This window comes from Butyrivibrio sp. XPD2006, assembly GCF_000420865.1.
Taxonomy (GTDB): domain Bacteria; phylum Bacillota; class Clostridia; order Lachnospirales; family Lachnospiraceae; genus Butyrivibrio.
This window is the reverse complement of the sequence record NZ_ATVT01000010.1, coordinates 109,150-122,811: the sequence shown is the minus strand read 5'-3', so window position 1 is coordinate 122,811 and position 13,662 is coordinate 109,150. Positions and strand designations below refer to the sequence as shown.

The 13,662-nt window shown below is 41.0% G+C and carries 19 protein-coding genes and 1 pseudogene; 2 read left to right on the top strand and 18 right to left on the bottom strand.

Annotated features, from left to right (window positions below; genetic code table 11):
* Nucleotides 1–5 precede the first annotated feature (5 nt).
* The 17 genes and pseudogenes from G590_RS0112270 to G590_RS0112190 form a co-directional block, all read right to left on the bottom strand.
* Nucleotides 6–809 (bottom strand): GNAT family N-acetyltransferase, encoded by an 804-nt coding sequence (locus G590_RS0112270; protein ID WP_196802495.1) that lies wholly within the window; start codon nucleotides 807–809, stop codon nucleotides 6–8.
* A gap of 85 nt (nucleotides 810–894) precedes the next feature.
* Nucleotides 895–1,734, bottom strand: coding sequence for an alpha/beta fold hydrolase (locus G590_RS0112265; protein ID WP_196802494.1), 840 nt, complete (start codon nucleotides 1,732–1,734; stop codon nucleotides 895–897).
* Nucleotides 1,735–1,778: 44 nt separating this feature from the next.
* The gene (locus tag G590_RS21120) at nucleotides 1,779–2,651 is read right to left on the bottom strand and encodes a GNAT family N-acetyltransferase (protein ID WP_022765964.1); all 873 of its coding nucleotides are present in this window, start codon (nucleotides 2,649–2,651) and stop codon (nucleotides 1,779–1,781) included.
* 41 nt (nucleotides 2,652–2,692) lie between these two features.
* On the bottom strand, nucleotides 2,693–3,325 hold the full coding sequence (locus G590_RS0112255; protein WP_026494115.1) for a class I SAM-dependent methyltransferase: 633 nt from the start codon (nucleotides 3,323–3,325) through the stop codon (nucleotides 2,693–2,695).
* A 43-nt stretch (nucleotides 3,326–3,368) separates the two neighbouring features.
* On the bottom strand, nucleotides 3,369–3,809 hold the full coding sequence (locus tag G590_RS0112250) for a GNAT family N-acetyltransferase (protein WP_022765962.1): 441 nt from the start codon (nucleotides 3,807–3,809) through the stop codon (nucleotides 3,369–3,371).
* Nucleotides 3,810–3,877: 68 nt separating this feature from the next.
* Complete coding sequence (locus G590_RS0112245) at nucleotides 3,878–4,264, bottom strand: VOC family protein (protein WP_022765961.1); 387 nt, start codon at nucleotides 4,262–4,264, stop codon at nucleotides 3,878–3,880.
* Between the two features lie 39 nt (nucleotides 4,265–4,303).
* On the bottom strand, nucleotides 4,304–4,693 hold the full coding sequence (locus G590_RS20720) for an Imm6 family immunity protein (protein WP_022765960.1): 390 nt from the start codon (nucleotides 4,691–4,693) through the stop codon (nucleotides 4,304–4,306).
* 74 nt (nucleotides 4,694–4,767) lie between these two features.
* Nucleotides 4,768–5,031, bottom strand: a pseudogene (locus G590_RS19405) (GNAT family N-acetyltransferase); the annotation flags it as partial.
* A 66-nt stretch (nucleotides 5,032–5,097) separates the two neighbouring features.
* Nucleotides 5,098–5,463 (bottom strand): ACT domain-containing protein, encoded by a 366-nt coding sequence (locus tag G590_RS0112230; RefSeq protein ID WP_022765958.1) that lies wholly within the window; start codon nucleotides 5,461–5,463, stop codon nucleotides 5,098–5,100.
* A 25-nt stretch (nucleotides 5,464–5,488) separates the two neighbouring features.
* Nucleotides 5,489–5,962, bottom strand: coding sequence for a hypothetical protein (locus G590_RS0112225; protein WP_022765957.1), 474 nt, complete (start codon nucleotides 5,960–5,962; stop codon nucleotides 5,489–5,491).
* A gap of 42 nt (nucleotides 5,963–6,004) precedes the next feature.
* Nucleotides 6,005–6,535, bottom strand: coding sequence for a GNAT family N-acetyltransferase (locus G590_RS0112220; protein ID WP_022765956.1), 531 nt, complete (start codon nucleotides 6,533–6,535; stop codon nucleotides 6,005–6,007).
* A gap of 141 nt (nucleotides 6,536–6,676) precedes the next feature.
* On the bottom strand, nucleotides 6,677–7,147 hold the full coding sequence (locus G590_RS0112215) for a GNAT family N-acetyltransferase (protein ID WP_022765955.1): 471 nt from the start codon (nucleotides 7,145–7,147) through the stop codon (nucleotides 6,677–6,679).
* A 14-nt stretch (nucleotides 7,148–7,161) separates the two neighbouring features.
* Nucleotides 7,162–8,220: a suppressor of fused domain protein gene (locus tag G590_RS0112210; protein WP_026494113.1), complete on the bottom strand. Its 1,059-nt coding sequence runs from the start codon at nucleotides 8,218–8,220 to the stop codon at nucleotides 7,162–7,164.
* A gap of 32 nt (nucleotides 8,221–8,252) precedes the next feature.
* Entirely contained in the window at nucleotides 8,253–9,224 is a 972-nt protein-coding gene (locus G590_RS21115; RefSeq protein WP_022765953.1) for a branched-chain amino acid transporter permease, read from the bottom strand.
* On the bottom strand, nucleotides 9,217–9,936 hold the full coding sequence (locus tag G590_RS0112200; protein ID WP_022765952.1) for an AzlC family ABC transporter permease: 720 nt from the start codon (nucleotides 9,934–9,936) through the stop codon (nucleotides 9,217–9,219). The genes G590_RS21115 and G590_RS0112200 overlap by 8 nt, the downstream gene beginning before the upstream one ends.
* Nucleotides 9,937–9,950: 14 nt before the next feature.
* Nucleotides 9,951–10,409, bottom strand: coding sequence for a C-GCAxxG-C-C family protein (locus tag G590_RS0112195; RefSeq protein ID WP_022765951.1), 459 nt, complete (start codon nucleotides 10,407–10,409; stop codon nucleotides 9,951–9,953).
* A 12-nt stretch (nucleotides 10,410–10,421) separates the two neighbouring features.
* Complete coding sequence (locus tag G590_RS0112190; protein WP_022765950.1) at nucleotides 10,422–11,027, bottom strand: hypothetical protein; 606 nt, start codon at nucleotides 11,025–11,027, stop codon at nucleotides 10,422–10,424.
* 133 nt (nucleotides 11,028–11,160) lie between these two features.
* Here G590_RS0112190 and G590_RS0112185 point away from each other — a divergent pair, with 133 nt between their 5' ends.
* Complete coding sequence (locus G590_RS0112185) at nucleotides 11,161–12,546, top strand: TrkH family potassium uptake protein (protein ID WP_022765949.1); 1,386 nt, start codon at nucleotides 11,161–11,163, stop codon at nucleotides 12,544–12,546.
* A 14-nt stretch (nucleotides 12,547–12,560) separates the two neighbouring features.
* Nucleotides 12,561–13,202, top strand: a complete 642-nt coding sequence (locus G590_RS0112180; RefSeq protein ID WP_022765948.1) for a potassium channel family protein — start codon at nucleotides 12,561–12,563, stop codon at nucleotides 13,200–13,202.
* A gap of 22 nt (nucleotides 13,203–13,224) precedes the next feature.
* On the opposite strand, the gene G590_RS0112175 is transcribed toward G590_RS0112180, so the two are convergent.
* Nucleotides 13,225–13,662, bottom strand: coding sequence for a hypothetical protein (locus G590_RS0112175; RefSeq protein WP_022765947.1), 438 nt, complete (start codon nucleotides 13,660–13,662; stop codon nucleotides 13,225–13,227).

Here is a 13,662-nt window from a genome sequence, read left to right as displayed (position 1 = left end):
CTTTATCATTTATTTTCTCCAATTTGTTCTACGGCTTCTGGAACTATCTTCCAATTACAATCTTTTTTCAGATAGCAATATTCATAAAGTTTCACAAATCCTATCTTCTTGTAAAGATTTAATGCCGTTTTGTTTTCCTGCATAACCTGAAGATAGGAATACTTCGCACCGAGTTCTTTTGACTTCTCTATAGTTGCTCTGCACAGCTTCTCGCCCAACCCGATTCCTCGAAGCGGTTCGTTAACAACAACATTATGCAGAAGGCTGTATCCCTCATTTGTTGCAGTTGATGCAACCGCTGCAGTACTGCCATCATGCATAACCTTAACAAACAATTTATCAAGAGTAACGCTGTTATTTATTCTTTTGCAAAGCTCCTGATTCTTTGCATCCTTCGGACCTTCGAATTCAAAATATGGTTCATACCAGGCATCGGGTTCTGCACTGAATATTACATTTTTCAAAACTTCTTCCGTATTATCTGACTGATATTCATCCAGTTTCAGTATCATCAGATCCGTGGGAGCCGTGATGATATAGCCGCGTTTAAGAAGTTTATCCGCAAGCTCTCTGTCCGCATCAGTGATTTTGAAAATGCACGGAAGTCCATGGGATCTATACTCATTCTCACAATATGCAATCTTTTCATCCACATCAAGTTCTCCGTCTTCATATACACTTACTGAGTTAACACGTCTTGTATATCCTTCAGAAAACCTGAGCTCCCATCCGTCATACTGCTTGATTTCCAGCCCTTTAAATCCTTCATTTGCTGCTTTTTCCAAAAATCTGATCTGTGCCTTTTCCATATATCTGAATCTCCCAACTGCCATACTTTTTATCATAGAGACATCACCATCAGAGAATCCCCTCCGAAACTGGAATTTATATTAGTTACGAGTTCATAAGAAATTCTATCGTCCGTTTACATACATCTGCCATAGTTTCATCTGATGGTAAATGCTTGCTATCTATCTCTATTGTAGTAATCGGTCCCGCAAAGATTTCTCTTGCCCTTCTGAATACTCTGCCTGCCGGAAAAAAGATATCCTTTTCCGATGCGATTATCAGAAGAGGAGCCTTAAACGATATCATCTCCCTCTTCTTATATTCCCTGGGAGGTCTCATCTCCATCTTGTATGATGACATCATGATATCGAAGAATTCTCTCCATACCGGATCCCCTTTTCCTCCCATGAACTCAATCACTGCATCAAGTGTTTTCCCGGAAGGACTAAAATAGTATTTCATAAACGGTACGACCATCTTGCCCATCATAGGCAGGACCGAGCCATGTGCTATTCCTGACGGAACCAGAAGCAAGGCGCTTCTTACATTCTCCGGATACATCTTTGCAAATGAAAGAAACATAGCGGAACTGTAGGATGATACAACAAAGGATATCCGATCTTCTTTGTAATGATCCAGTACTTCCTTGATCCACAGTCCGTACTCATCCTTCTTGCTGCTTATGTTCCTGTATGGATCGCTTTTCCCGGGCATCCCGATCACATCCGGCGCAATGATACAGTATTCTTGAAGCAACGGAAGAAACAGTTTCAGATTCAACGTTGTAATCCCGTTTCCACCATGAATTGTACATATTCTTGGCTTATCAGGATCACCAACAAGAAGGCAATGGGTTTTACCGAAAGATGAATCAAAATAATCTTCCGAATATGGTACGTCAAGAGATGCAAGGGTCTTATCGTAGAACTCATGCATTTTTTTCATGCTGTCTTCATTTTTATAAACGAACTTCCCAGTCTTTATATTGCTCATACTGTCCATTCTGTCCATTCTATGTGGTTGTATTTCATTACTTCATCAGCCTTTTTCATTCCTATCTTCTCATAAAAGCCTACAGCTTCTTCATTGGCAATTAGATATACGGCTATATCTTTTTCTCCACCGGCTATTTCATGTGCAGTCTTCATGAGCCTTGTCGCGATGCCTTGCCTTTCATAATTTCTGTCCACGCCAAGGTCTGTCACGTACAACCAATAGCAGAAATCCGTAAGTCCAAACAAAGCCCCAACAATCAGCCCTTCATCATTACGCGCAATCAGACTGATGGAAACATTCTTAACAAGCTTCCTGATTCGGTCTTCAAAACGCTCTTTTGGATATTGTGCCCCCAAATCGGTTCTCTTTAAAAAATCAACGTATTCCTCAGTAGTAATGCGCTCTTCCGCTATATGAATCTCATCTTTCTTCATCAAATATCTGTTGCCGTCATCACGAAAAATCTTATAGCCAAGCCTTTCATATAATCGAAATGCTTCAGTATTAGATTTTTCAACATGAAAAAGAATGTGCTGTATGCCAATTTCTTGTGCATAAGACTCTGCTTCGTGGATCAAAGAACTGCCGATACCTTGACTGCGATATTTCTCTGTGACAGACAAATCATCAAGATAGACATAATCCATTTCATCCTCCCGATGAACTTCCACAGCTAAATATGCAACAACCTCATTATCTTCAGCTACAAAAAGCACATCCTCTCCATTTGTCCAATATCGATCCAAATAGCCGGATTCGTAGCCATCCACTTCTTCTGTATGATAAATTGTCTTTAGCATCTCTATAAACAATTCACGAATTTTCTGTTCATCATCCGTAATTGCTTTTCTAATCCTATACCCCATTTCCCCTCCTGCGATAGTATGCTTTACTCCGGTTTATCGTTCTATCCCAATTTTCCATTTTGAAAATCCATTCTGATAAAAGCCTTTCCGTTAGGAAGCGGGATCCTTGTTTGGAGTATGTCCTTATATCCTATTTCCTGCATTTTTGTTAAAAGAGATTTCTCATCCATCTGATGATGTACCTCATCCAGCCCGTCAAACGCATGCAAATACGGAGAATCTGATAACCACTGCTTATCATCCACATTGATCTGAATCAAACAAGAAACATATTCAGGATTTACTTTGCAAACCACTCTCTGAAATACATCATACCCAATATACTCTATAAGAAGGTTTGCTATCAGTAGCTGCGCTCCGGGAAGCTTATCCGCATCGCCAATCAGATCTATCTTCAAGCATTTCAACACATCAGACAAATGTGCATATCGTTCCGAAACTGTTCGAAGAAATTCTTCATTGATATCCACTCCATAAACAGTCCGGTACTTATCCCGGCTTACATGTTCCAAGCCATTACCACCGGCGACTCCAAGAACCATAGCCGTTGAAACCGGATAATCTTCAAACTGCTCCTTCATTATTGAATTCATAATCTGGAGTTGTTTAACAGAATCAAGGCTCATATGATTCTCATAATCATTCAAGCTTATTTCTTCCCAAGGATTGCTCATATTCAATAATACTCTCCGTTTTTCTCCTGCAATATATTCCAATTTATATATCAAACCTATAGATTTTCACTTTTCGTTTACCCTCCGCATACATTTCATTATCTTCTGGAATATTTGCTGTCTCAATAAATATACCGCCTGCATGCTCGCAAGTTTTGTAAGAAGCTACATTAGCCGGATCACATGTAATAATCAAATAATCCAAGCCATGTTTCTTCGCCTGTTGAAACAGAAGTTTACATGCCTTGGCGGCATAATGGTGCCCGCGATAAGGTTCATCAATTCCATAGCCGATGTTGCCGCCAATATATGTTTTGTCATTGTGTCCTATCCTTAAATCGCATTTTCCAATCGTGGTTCCATCCACTAAACAAATATCCAAATAATAAGCTGGGAGCCACCTCTTCTCAGGTTGTTCCTCACATGTTTTAGTTAGTTTTAAAAATATTTCATCTGTCTTTAAATCTTCTACACCAAAAAACATATTTTATCCCTTCAAATTCATCTTTCTCGGTTATCCTGAAATTTAATCGCTCTACAAATTTGAATTTGTTAAATTGCTATCCACCAACACACACCGTATTTATCAATAACGGTGGCACAACATTTACTCCACGGAAGTTCTCCGATAGGTTCGATAACTACACCCCCAGCGCTCAAAACCTGAAAAGCATTATAAACCGCTTCTTCTGTTCCCATTTCAAAAACGTTGAAAGTCATAGTTTCCCACTTGTATTTATGTACTATTTCTATATCACAAGGATTTTTCGCTTCTGCCAACGCCAAAAAACCTTCCCCGTTTACAGACAGTTCACAGTGCTCATAAGCGGTGTTATCTTCGTTTTTAAACTCGCGGGTTATTTCTGCTCCAAAAGCTTTGCAGTATGTTTCTGCTGCTTCAAAACTGTTTTTTACATATACCTGTGTATAATTCTTCATCGCAACCTCCGCACCCCCATTTGTCTATAAAACTGTAATTTACTGTTTCATACATTTCTCATAACCTGCTAACAGTCTTGAATAGGTGTCTTCATCAACCAATTCAATCGGCTCAGGAAAATAATCCGCACCCTGTTCTTCATAAATCTTCCGACATATATACGCTACCGCATCAATAATACAGTTCCATACATCAATCATATACTCATCTTTTTCAGATTCCTGATACAATGTAAAACTGCATTCTTCATCATCTAAAAGATCATACAGCTTTTGAGATACATCCGTTTTATCATTCAGCCATTGCCGAGTTAAATCTATAGCTTTTTCGACATAACGAGCTGCTTCCTCAGCACCTATCTGTTTCTTTATATTTTCGATTATTCTAAGGCAATGATGTATTTTTTGTAATTCAATTTGATCAACCATGTGTCTTGATTCTCTTTTATAAAATATTCCTTAGTAAGTTATGCTGGAATATAATCCTTGCTAACATACTCCAATTATCTGCTTTGGTATTCGTACCATTCTTCATCTATCTTTTTGAACCCGACAGCTTCAAACATTCTCCTACTCTGCTCATTAAAGGAGTAGATATTGGCCTTAACAGTGTCTATTCCTTTTTCTTTCGCAAGTTTAAGCATATCTTCAACACATCGTCTACCAATATGCTGATTTTGAAACTCTTTGCACACAACAATAGCAACGTCTGCATTGTCTCTTAACGAAACATCCCCTACCAATGTCCCCTTATATGCTATGTAGTAGCAATCCCCATGAGAGCTTAGATAATCTTATTTCTTCATCAATAATTCGCTCTGTCATTCTATATTTCATATGATGGAATATCCTTCAGCCCCCAATATACTTAAAGCCCTGTCAAAGTTTTCTTCTTTTACCAGAACATAATCGGTGTTGTAAGTTGATACAGCAAAAATGCTGATCTTATGGTCTGCAAGAATTCCGGATATTTTGGCCAGTATACCAACCAGTGAAAAATCAAGTGTTCCCTGAATGCGAAATCCTCTCCATCCATCATCACGTTCTATCGTCTTTGAAGGAGTATTTTCCGTAATGCACACCAGCGACAGTTCTTCATCTGTCTTACCGATGAAATAGATCTCTGCATCCATATCTATGTCAGAGATTTCTTTCACTTTGCAAACTGTCAATCTATGCGGTATTTTCTTAAGTTCCATTCCCTTATCCCCTTCCGAACTTAGTTCAGCAGTAATATACTTCTGTCACATTCCAATCACCGTCCTGATACTTGCATACCGCTGTAAGCTCAATATTCATATATACCCCCCAGTAGGCAAGTTCGAGCTCTCCTTCTTTTGTTGATAACCAAACCAGCTCCACTTTCCAGGCTTCTGTTTTGACATTAAGCTCATCCACGCAATACTTCTGAATATAATTATCAATTTTGCAGATATTCTTCCAAAATGATTGCATCATTGTATCAAAGCATTCCCGGTAATCAACCACTTCGATATCATCAACCAATATGGTCTCTACACCCTTATCTGCTTCCTGCCATGCCCTTAACAGTTTATCCGGATCAAATCTGTCCTCTTCCATCACAAAAGGCGTATCAGGCGGTGATATTTTCTTACTCTCATATGTGTCAATTACAGGCTTACTCACGTTAACGGTATTCTTATCCGTTTTTCTCCTGAACAAATCAAAAATACTCATTTAGTCCTCTCTCATTTCATATGCTATATACAGCTCAATATATTATATCTCATAAGTATAGAACACTTCAGGATATCCGACTCCCATCTGCATAAATTCATGCTCATGTTCAGACAGTACTCCGCCCCAGGATTCATAGACCTTTCGGGCTTTAGCGTTGTCTTTTAATACGCCTATGACATACTGATCTGCCTTATTTTCCTTTGCCCAATGGGTGAAAATGTCTTTTAACATAGTACCTACACCCATACCCTGATATTCAGGACGAACATAAAGCCCAACGAGATCAGCGTAGTCGTTTTTAAAGTATTCATAATTCGAATCCAATACACCGAACATCAAGGCAACTATTGTTCCGCCTGCTTCTGCAACATAAGCTATTTTCCTATCACCAAGAAATTTCTCTTCGGTAAATCCTTTAGCTCTTTCGTCTATCGCGCTCTCACGTACTTCAAATAACTTCTCAGGAAAAATATGGCTGTATGCAACACGCCACACATCGTCAAGCAACTTATACCATTCATATCCGTCTTCTATACGAGCTTTTCTGTACTTGATCTTCTTCTGTTCCATTTACGCCTCCCTCTTTCCTTCATAGCAGCAGCTATAAAAATAGCCCCATCAAACCTAAAACTTGATGAGACTGTTTCTTGTCATAGCTTCTCGCTTTCTGAAAATTATTAGTTGTTAGTATAATTGACTGACAACTCACTGTCAACAGTTATTATTGACCATTATGTATTCTTCGTCATTTTCATCCACAGTTTTAAAGCCTACTTTCTCATACATTTTTACTGCGTAATTGGCTTTCTGCACAGCAAGAGAGGCTCTTGTATAACCATTTCTTTTAAGTTCTTCCAGCATCCCAGTCATAAGCTTTGTCCCTATCCCCTGACCACGATACTCCTTGTACAATGAGATAGCAAATGACGGAGTTTCATCGTCCACATGCCCATAGTCATCCATGATACGTGTCCAGACAGCTCCGACCACTCTTCCGTCATCTTCCGCAACCAGACAATGATCAGCCTTGCCAGTTCCAAAATTTTCATAGTAAATTCTAAGCTCAGGCTGCTCTATTATCTCCCTTGGAGGCGGTGTAACTCCCTCCGGTATAAATATGGCTTCATACAAAAAGTCCCGTAGCAGATCTATTTCATTTTCTCTAAGATTCCGTATCAGCATAAGACTAATCACCCTTAATGATCACCAAAAATATAAATCCTTGAGCCATCCTTATCCTTCAGGTATTCTTCCACTCCCTTTTCCTCAATAAACTCCTGCTCGCTCTGAGTTATCGGAACAAGCCAGAGCAGATTTATACTTTCACCCATAAAGTCCGCATATTTGGGCGAATCAGTATTCTTCAAAAGTCTGTCATTCAGGAAAAGAATGTATTCATATCCCTTTATGTTATTGAATGGTATAGTGTGGCCGTGGCCAAAAAAGGTCAGGTATTTCCATGGATATGAAGAAAGCCCGGACATCACGGGAATTATTGTCCGAAGAAGTTCTTCATGTTTTTCATTGCAAGCAAATCCCAGTTCTATTCTGCGGAAACTCTTATAGTCATCCTGATATGCCATTTCAACTTTTGGCATGGGAATCATACTTACGCCAAGCGTGATACCGTAAATGGTATTTCCTTTTCTTCCCTGTACCAGGGCCTTGGGCGGAAACTGGCCTCCGTCTATTGCATAATACTTTTCTTCCTCACCGAAAAAGTTGTACAGCGTATTCATATGAAAGTCTTGTACCCTCGGCCAATAATCCTCCTGATCAAAGAAAGACCGGAAAGCTCTGCCGTTATTAACTTCACTTTCAAATCTGGAATAAGCGTTTTTCAATTCCCAGGCAAAAGGGCCTGTCCCTTTAGCATATTTCGAATATCCGGGGAAGCTTTTATATCCACTAAAAGAAGGGATAACAGCTATGATTTTGCCGTCTGATAAAACAGCTGCCGAATCTCCTTCCTCAAACCACTCGATGGACAGTGACTCTTTATTAAGCTCGACTCCTTCCGGATCGTGGTCCACAAATTCTGCAGGCATGCATGGTGCTTCACCTTCATTGGCAAATGCTTCATTGATATCCACCGGAGCCTTTACCCTGTTACATATCCAGCAGGCTTTAACCTCCGGCTCATCACTGTGAGGATTAACCCAAAGATAAAAATAATAGTTTTTATCGCTCTTTTCCACAAAAGCCTGTATATCTGCCACAGGCGACCATTCTTCAATCAATACTTCCGGTTCCATATCCTCTCCTTTTTTCTCATGTTTTCCATAGATCACTCTCCGAACAGATTATCAAGCGCTTCCTGCGTAAGATATTCATAGCCGTTTTCATTTTCATATGTGTAAAAGAGCTTGTGCTCAGTATCACCGACAAGTTCTTTTACACATTCGTCATACTCTTCCTGCATGACCTCTTTATCCTCACCTTCACCGATAAAAAACTTGATCTCAGAGGGCTCACCCTCATAATCTTCCTCATAGTAGGAATACATGTGGCAAAGGGTTTTATAGCCGTACTCCGAATCGGCTGAAAGCTCACTGTAGTATTCAGTTTCATAGCCCATTCCCATATCTGTACTGAGGATGATTCCGAGCTTCGGATAATAACAGGTTGCGTTATAGGCTCCAATACTTCCGCAGCAAACCACTTCATCGTAGTTACCGTCAAGATATGTAAGAATGAATATATTCGATGCGTGAGCACCGTCAGTTCCGCCAAAGATAAGATCCGGCACATCGTCGTCATTTATGAAATCCAGCTCGTAAACAGTCTCACTCTGCCAAAGATCTTTATGATCCGCAAGGTAATCGGCATAGCCCTTAAGGCACTTTTGTGTCAGATCATCGGAATCTGTATCACTTTCTACCACAGAAATATCTTCCGCAGCAGTATCAATCTCCTCAAAAAAACTTTCTTCAAATACAGCCTGAACCAAAAACATATATATAACCGTTCCGACAACTACACTAAAGATAGAATTTCTTTTCCACAAATACGAACCGATGACAACCGCCATGGCAATGATCTCCGGAATCGCATGCGGCGCAGAGGTAAAAGAAATATCCCTAAGACAATATACAATAAGAAGCCCCATGGCCGTGTACGGAACAGTCCTTCCCAGGTACATGATGTAATCCGGAACCTTCTCTCCTCTTCCGAATATAAGCACCGGAACTATTCTCGTAGCCAGGGTTACAAGTCCCATGATCAGAATAATTATTAGAGCATGTCTGTAATCAACCATTGTGCACCTCTTTCTCCGGCTCAATCTTGCCCCTTGCCAGTGTAAGTGTTCCAATGATTATGATCATCGCCGGGATCAGGAACAAATCGGTTCCGAATATTATCCTGCAGAGAAGTGTGGCTCCAAGTCCCAGTATTGCCGGAGTGTGGTTCTTCGCATCAAGCCACTGCTGAATAAATACTGTTGTAAAAAGAGCTGTCATGGAAAAGTCAATTCCCGTCGAATCAAAGTTAAGATATGTGCCCATCACTCCGCCAAGGAAAGATCCGATAACCCAGGAGGACTGATCAAAAAGTGTCACAAGAAGTCTGTGTCCGCTTTTGTTTACTCCCTCAGGGCAGTTATCCGAACTGAGCATCGCATAGGTTTCATCGCAGAGTGCATAGTAAAGGTACCATTTTCTTTTCCCTTCCTTTCGGTATCTTCCGATCATGGAGATGCTGAAAAAGGCATGTCTTGCAGATACCATGAAAGCTGTTAATGCAGCCATGATAAAAGATCCAGTGCCAAGCATCGATATACTCACAAACTGAACGGTTCCGCTGAATATGACAATTCCGGACAGAACAGACCAAAGCGGTCCGAAGCCGTGTTTTTCCATCAGTATTCCGTATCCGCTTCCCAGCACCAGGAAGGTTACCATAATGGGAAAAGAGGTTTTCAGCGCAGCCTTCACCTCTTTCCCGGTTATCTTAAACTCCTCAGTTTCCATTTCAAGCTCCACTCTTACTCTTTAACAGAATTCTCTTTAATGAACTGCTCAAGAATTTCGGCAGCATCTCCGATTATCTCAGGGCAGGGTCTTTTCTTGTAATACTCAGTCGTTCTGGCTTCCGGAACCGGCACATCATGTCGCACATTAAGGCCCAAAAGCTCACGACACACAATTGATCCGTGCTGCTCTTCAAACCTGTGAGCGAGCTCCTGAATCCTGGCGTAGTGATCCGCCTTGACCTGTCCTGTCTCAGGTCCGTCGTAGCCATATAAAAGACCTGCAACCATAAACATTCCGCTGACAGATCCGCAAACCTCTCTCAGCCTTCCCATGCCTCCGCCAAAAGACGATGCCATTTTAGAAAGAGTCTTCTCATCAATATCAAGCATATCTGAAAACGCCAGCACAATCGACTGCGAACAGTTGTAGCCTTTCATAAAATTAGCCATTGCCATTTCTCTGCGTGTCATATCAAAATCTCCTTATTTTACTAATATCCATGACGTACGATCCAGCCTGTGATCCCCTATCGCTGCCTTAAGCTCTTTTCCAAATTCTTCTTTTGTGACTTCCTTATCATCAATTCTGTAATCCGGATACTTTACAGCCGCGTTGTTCGAAGCAGGCACCTCGCGGATAAACAGCAAGCTGATATGCTTAGCTTCACCAGTAGTATCATAAGCATAAATACTGTAAGAAACAGCTCCGTCATAATCATACTCGCTTACCATCATTCCATTATCCAGCGGATATTCAAAGCAGTTCATTTCAACACTGTCACTTCCCCAGCAGTAAACCTTATCTCTTTCTGCATTAAACACAGCCGAAAAGCCCTGTGGCTCATCCTTCATCTGGACTATCATCTCATTTTCACCATCGCCGTCAAGATCCAGAAGCGTATATTCGTATTCAAAACTGCCATCATTAAAATCCGGAATAAACCACTCCTCTTTCTGATTTTCTTCCAATACCGACACATCGCCTTCAATAAATCTTGTGAGTAATTCATCAGCATTTCCTGAAGTTGCACATGTTGCCGATATTAGTGCTCCTATAAGAATAGCTGTTATTTGCTCAAGTATTTCCATGTATACACTGTTCCTCCATCAGTCGCTTTCTACATTATACACAATCCCTTCCATAATCTTGTTGCGATTTTGTGAAATTAAAAATTAAAACAAAAAGTGTACTTCAGTTGTTTTTCATACTAGAATAGAAACTATGAAAAAAACAAGTGCAAAGATCAGGCGTATCCTGATCACACCGGAAAGGTTCATTCCGGTGAGTTTTCTCTTAACCATAATAATCGGAACGCTCCTTCTCATGCTTCCGATATCCACAGCACCGGGTGAAAAAACCGGTGTTCTTACTGCGCTCTTTACAGCAACAACGTCGGTTTGTGTTACCGGCCTTGTTGTAGTTGATACATACGCTCACTGGAGTCTGTTCGGACAGTTCGTAATTCTTTTGCTTATCCAGATTGGAGGCTTTGGAGTAGTTTCAGTAGGTTCAATGCTGCTTCTGGTCGGTAAAAAGAAATTTTCCCTTGGAGACAGAGTTCTTCTTGGCGATGCACTAAATGTCGATCTGGACCACGGTCTTCTGGGCTTCCTTATTCGAATATTCAAGGGCGTCTTTGCTGTAGAAGGCGTAGCTGCATTTCTTTTTGCAATCAAATTCATACCAAGATTTGGCTTTTGGAAAGGTCTCTGGTCTGCCATCTTCCAGTCAGTTTCAGCCTTCTGTAATGCAGGAATGGATGTGATTGGACCAAACAGCATGATAGACTTCAGGGACTCATACTTTTTAATGAGCCTTACAATGCTGCTAATCATACTTGGCGGACTTGGCTTTGTTGTATGGTTTGATGTTATCGACGGAATCAATAAGGGAATCAAAAATCACCTCGGGCCTATTGTGACCCTAAGGCATCTTCCTGAGCATACCAAACTGGTGCTTTGGGCGACCATAATTCTCATACTGACAGGGACCGGCGTTGTTCTGGCAGCTGAATACAACAATCCCGAAACCATTGGCAACATGCGCCTGTCTTATAAGATTCTAAACAGTATGTTCCAGTCGGTCACTTTCAGAACCGCTGGTTTTGCATCAGTGCCCCAGGAGAGTCTGACAGAAATCTCCTGCTCCATCGGCTACATCCTCATGTTCATAGGCGGCTCACCTGTCGGAACAGCAGGCGGTGTCAAGACTGTTACAGCCTTCCTTGTACTTATGAATGCTTTCTCTTATATAGGCGGCAAAAAAGAAACTGTCGTATTCCACAGAAAAGTTTCAACGGAGCTCATGCGAAAGGCCGCTGCTATCGTGACCGTCAGCTTGTCCTTTGTAATCCTTATGACACTGCTTCTTCTTGCAGGCGAAGACATTACGCTTACTGATGCTCTGTATGAGATCACAAGTGCCCTTGGAACAGTAGGACTTACAAGAGGCTTAACACCGCATCTATGCTCATATTCAAGAATTATCGTTATTATTTCAATGTATCTTGGAAGGATCGGTCCTATCTCAATGGCATTTTTCTTTGCCAGAGAGGCCGGGATCAAAAACAGGATCAGTCATTCAGAAGGAATATTCTACGTTGGTTAGGAGGAAAATAAATCATGGGAAAATCAGTTGCAGTACTTGGACTTGGAAAATACGGCAAGAGCCTTGCGGAGAATCTTTACATGATGGGCGCTGATGTGCTTGCTGTAGACAAAGATAAAGAAGTAATCAATGAATTTGCAGGAAAATGCACTTCTGCAGTATGTGCAAACCTGGAAAACGAGGATGAAGTAGAAGCCCTGGGCCTAAAAAACATGGATATCGTTGTATGTGCCACAGGTAACCTTGCTGCTGCCATAATGTCCGTAGCAGTTGCAAAAGAAAAGAACGTACCCCTTATAGTTGCAAAAACCTCCTCAGACAGGATGTCATCCATTCTACTGAAAATCGGAGTAGATAAGATTCTTGATCCCGAAGGAGAAGGCGGTATGCGTTCAGCTCGTATTCTTCTTTCAAAATCCTTTAAGGATTTCTTTGAAATTGACAGCAACATGTATATCGTTGAGATGTATGTCAAAGATGAATGGATCGGCAAGAACCTGATCGAACTGGAACTTCGCAAAAAGCACAGGATGAACGTCATCGCTGTTCGCGAAAAGGGCCAGAAATGGTGCTTCAGTTCTCCTCAGGAGCCGCTCCAGAAAGATATGGTTCTCCTCATCGCCATGGAGAAAAAGGATGTAAATAAGTGGCACTGATCATATCAGTTGCCACTTTTTCTCACTCTTCGTCTCTTATCTTATCAAGTGCATCGCCTATAATCTTATCGTCATGTAAAAAAACAAGTCTTGTTCCCACCCAGGTACCGGCGTAGATAATGACATAGACCACAGAAGTTAAAATAAATCCGACGGTCCCGCGATACCAGTAAAAGAGATATCCAAATCCCATAATAAGTGCATACAGCAAGATAAAATGCGCTATGAGCTTAATATAATATTTCGTCGGAGACTCATCCTTGTTATCACCGGCATCAGATAAAAGAAACACTGTTACCAGGCTGCAAAAAAAGCTCGCAAGCACGATGGATCCCGGAATATACCATGGAAATCCGGTATCTGTACCTCTGAAGGCCAGAAGTCCGAGAACACTTATATAACACAGGACCATGAAACTTACCATCATTGTCTGTTCAAAAACCAGTTTAAGTTTATTCAT

Bases quoted from the DNA above. Each gene is read 5' to 3' on its own strand.
- G590_RS0112270 (WP_196802495.1), bottom strand. From the start codon at position 809: ATGGAAAAGGCACAGATCAGATTTTTGGAAAAAGCAGCAAATGAAGGA.
- G590_RS0112225 (WP_022765957.1), bottom strand. From the start codon at position 5,962: ATGAGTATTTTTGATTTGTTCAGGAGAAAAACGGATAAGAATACCGTT.
- G590_RS0112175 (WP_022765947.1), bottom strand. From the start codon at position 13,662: ATGAATAAACTTAAACTGGTTTTTGAACAGACAATGATGGTAAGTTTC.
- G590_RS0112190 (WP_022765950.1), bottom strand. From the start codon at position 11,027: ATGGAAATACTTGAGCAAATAACAGCTATTCTTATAGGAGCACTAATA.
- G590_RS0112215 (WP_022765955.1), bottom strand. From the start codon at position 7,147: ATGCTGATACGGAATCTTAGAGAAAATGAAATAGATCTGCTACGGGAC.
- G590_RS0112230 (WP_022765958.1), bottom strand. From the start codon at position 5,463: ATGGAACTTAAGAAAATACCGCATAGATTGACAGTTTGCAAAGTGAAA.
- G590_RS0112255 (WP_026494115.1), bottom strand. From the start codon at position 3,325: ATGAGCAATCCTTGGGAAGAAATAAGCTTGAATGATTATGAGAATCAT.
- G590_RS0112220 (WP_022765956.1), bottom strand. From the start codon at position 6,535: ATGGAACAGAAGAAGATCAAGTACAGAAAAGCTCGTATAGAAGACGGA.
- G590_RS0112200 (WP_022765952.1), bottom strand. From the start codon at position 9,936: ATGGAAACTGAGGAGTTTAAGATAACCGGGAAAGAGGTGAAGGCTGCG.
- G590_RS0112185 (WP_022765949.1), top strand. From the start codon at position 11,161: ATGAAAAAAACAAGTGCAAAGATCAGGCGTATCCTGATCACACCGGAA.
- G590_RS0112195 (WP_022765951.1), bottom strand. From the start codon at position 10,409: ATGACACGCAGAGAAATGGCAATGGCTAATTTTATGAAAGGCTACAAC.
- G590_RS0112210 (WP_026494113.1), bottom strand. From the start codon at position 8,220: ATGGAACCGGAAGTATTGATTGAAGAATGGTCGCCTGTGGCAGATATA.
- G590_RS0112245 (WP_022765961.1), bottom strand. From the start codon at position 4,264: ATGAAGAATTATACACAGGTATATGTAAAAAACAGTTTTGAAGCAGCA.
- G590_RS0112265 (WP_196802494.1), bottom strand. From the start codon at position 1,734: ATGAAAAAAATGCATGAGTTCTACGATAAGACCCTTGCATCTCTTGAC.
- G590_RS20720 (WP_022765960.1), bottom strand. From the start codon at position 4,693: ATGGTTGATCAAATTGAATTACAAAAAATACATCATTGCCTTAGAATA.
- G590_RS0112250 (WP_022765962.1), bottom strand. From the start codon at position 3,809: ATGTTTTTTGGTGTAGAAGATTTAAAGACAGATGAAATATTTTTAAAA.
- G590_RS21120 (WP_022765964.1), bottom strand. From the start codon at position 2,651: ATGGGGTATAGGATTAGAAAAGCAATTACGGATGATGAACAGAAAATT.
- G590_RS0112180 (WP_022765948.1), top strand. From the start codon at position 12,561: ATGGGAAAATCAGTTGCAGTACTTGGACTTGGAAAATACGGCAAGAGC.
- G590_RS21115 (WP_022765953.1), bottom strand. From the start codon at position 9,224: ATGGTTGATTACAGACATGCTCTAATAATTATTCTGATCATGGGACTT.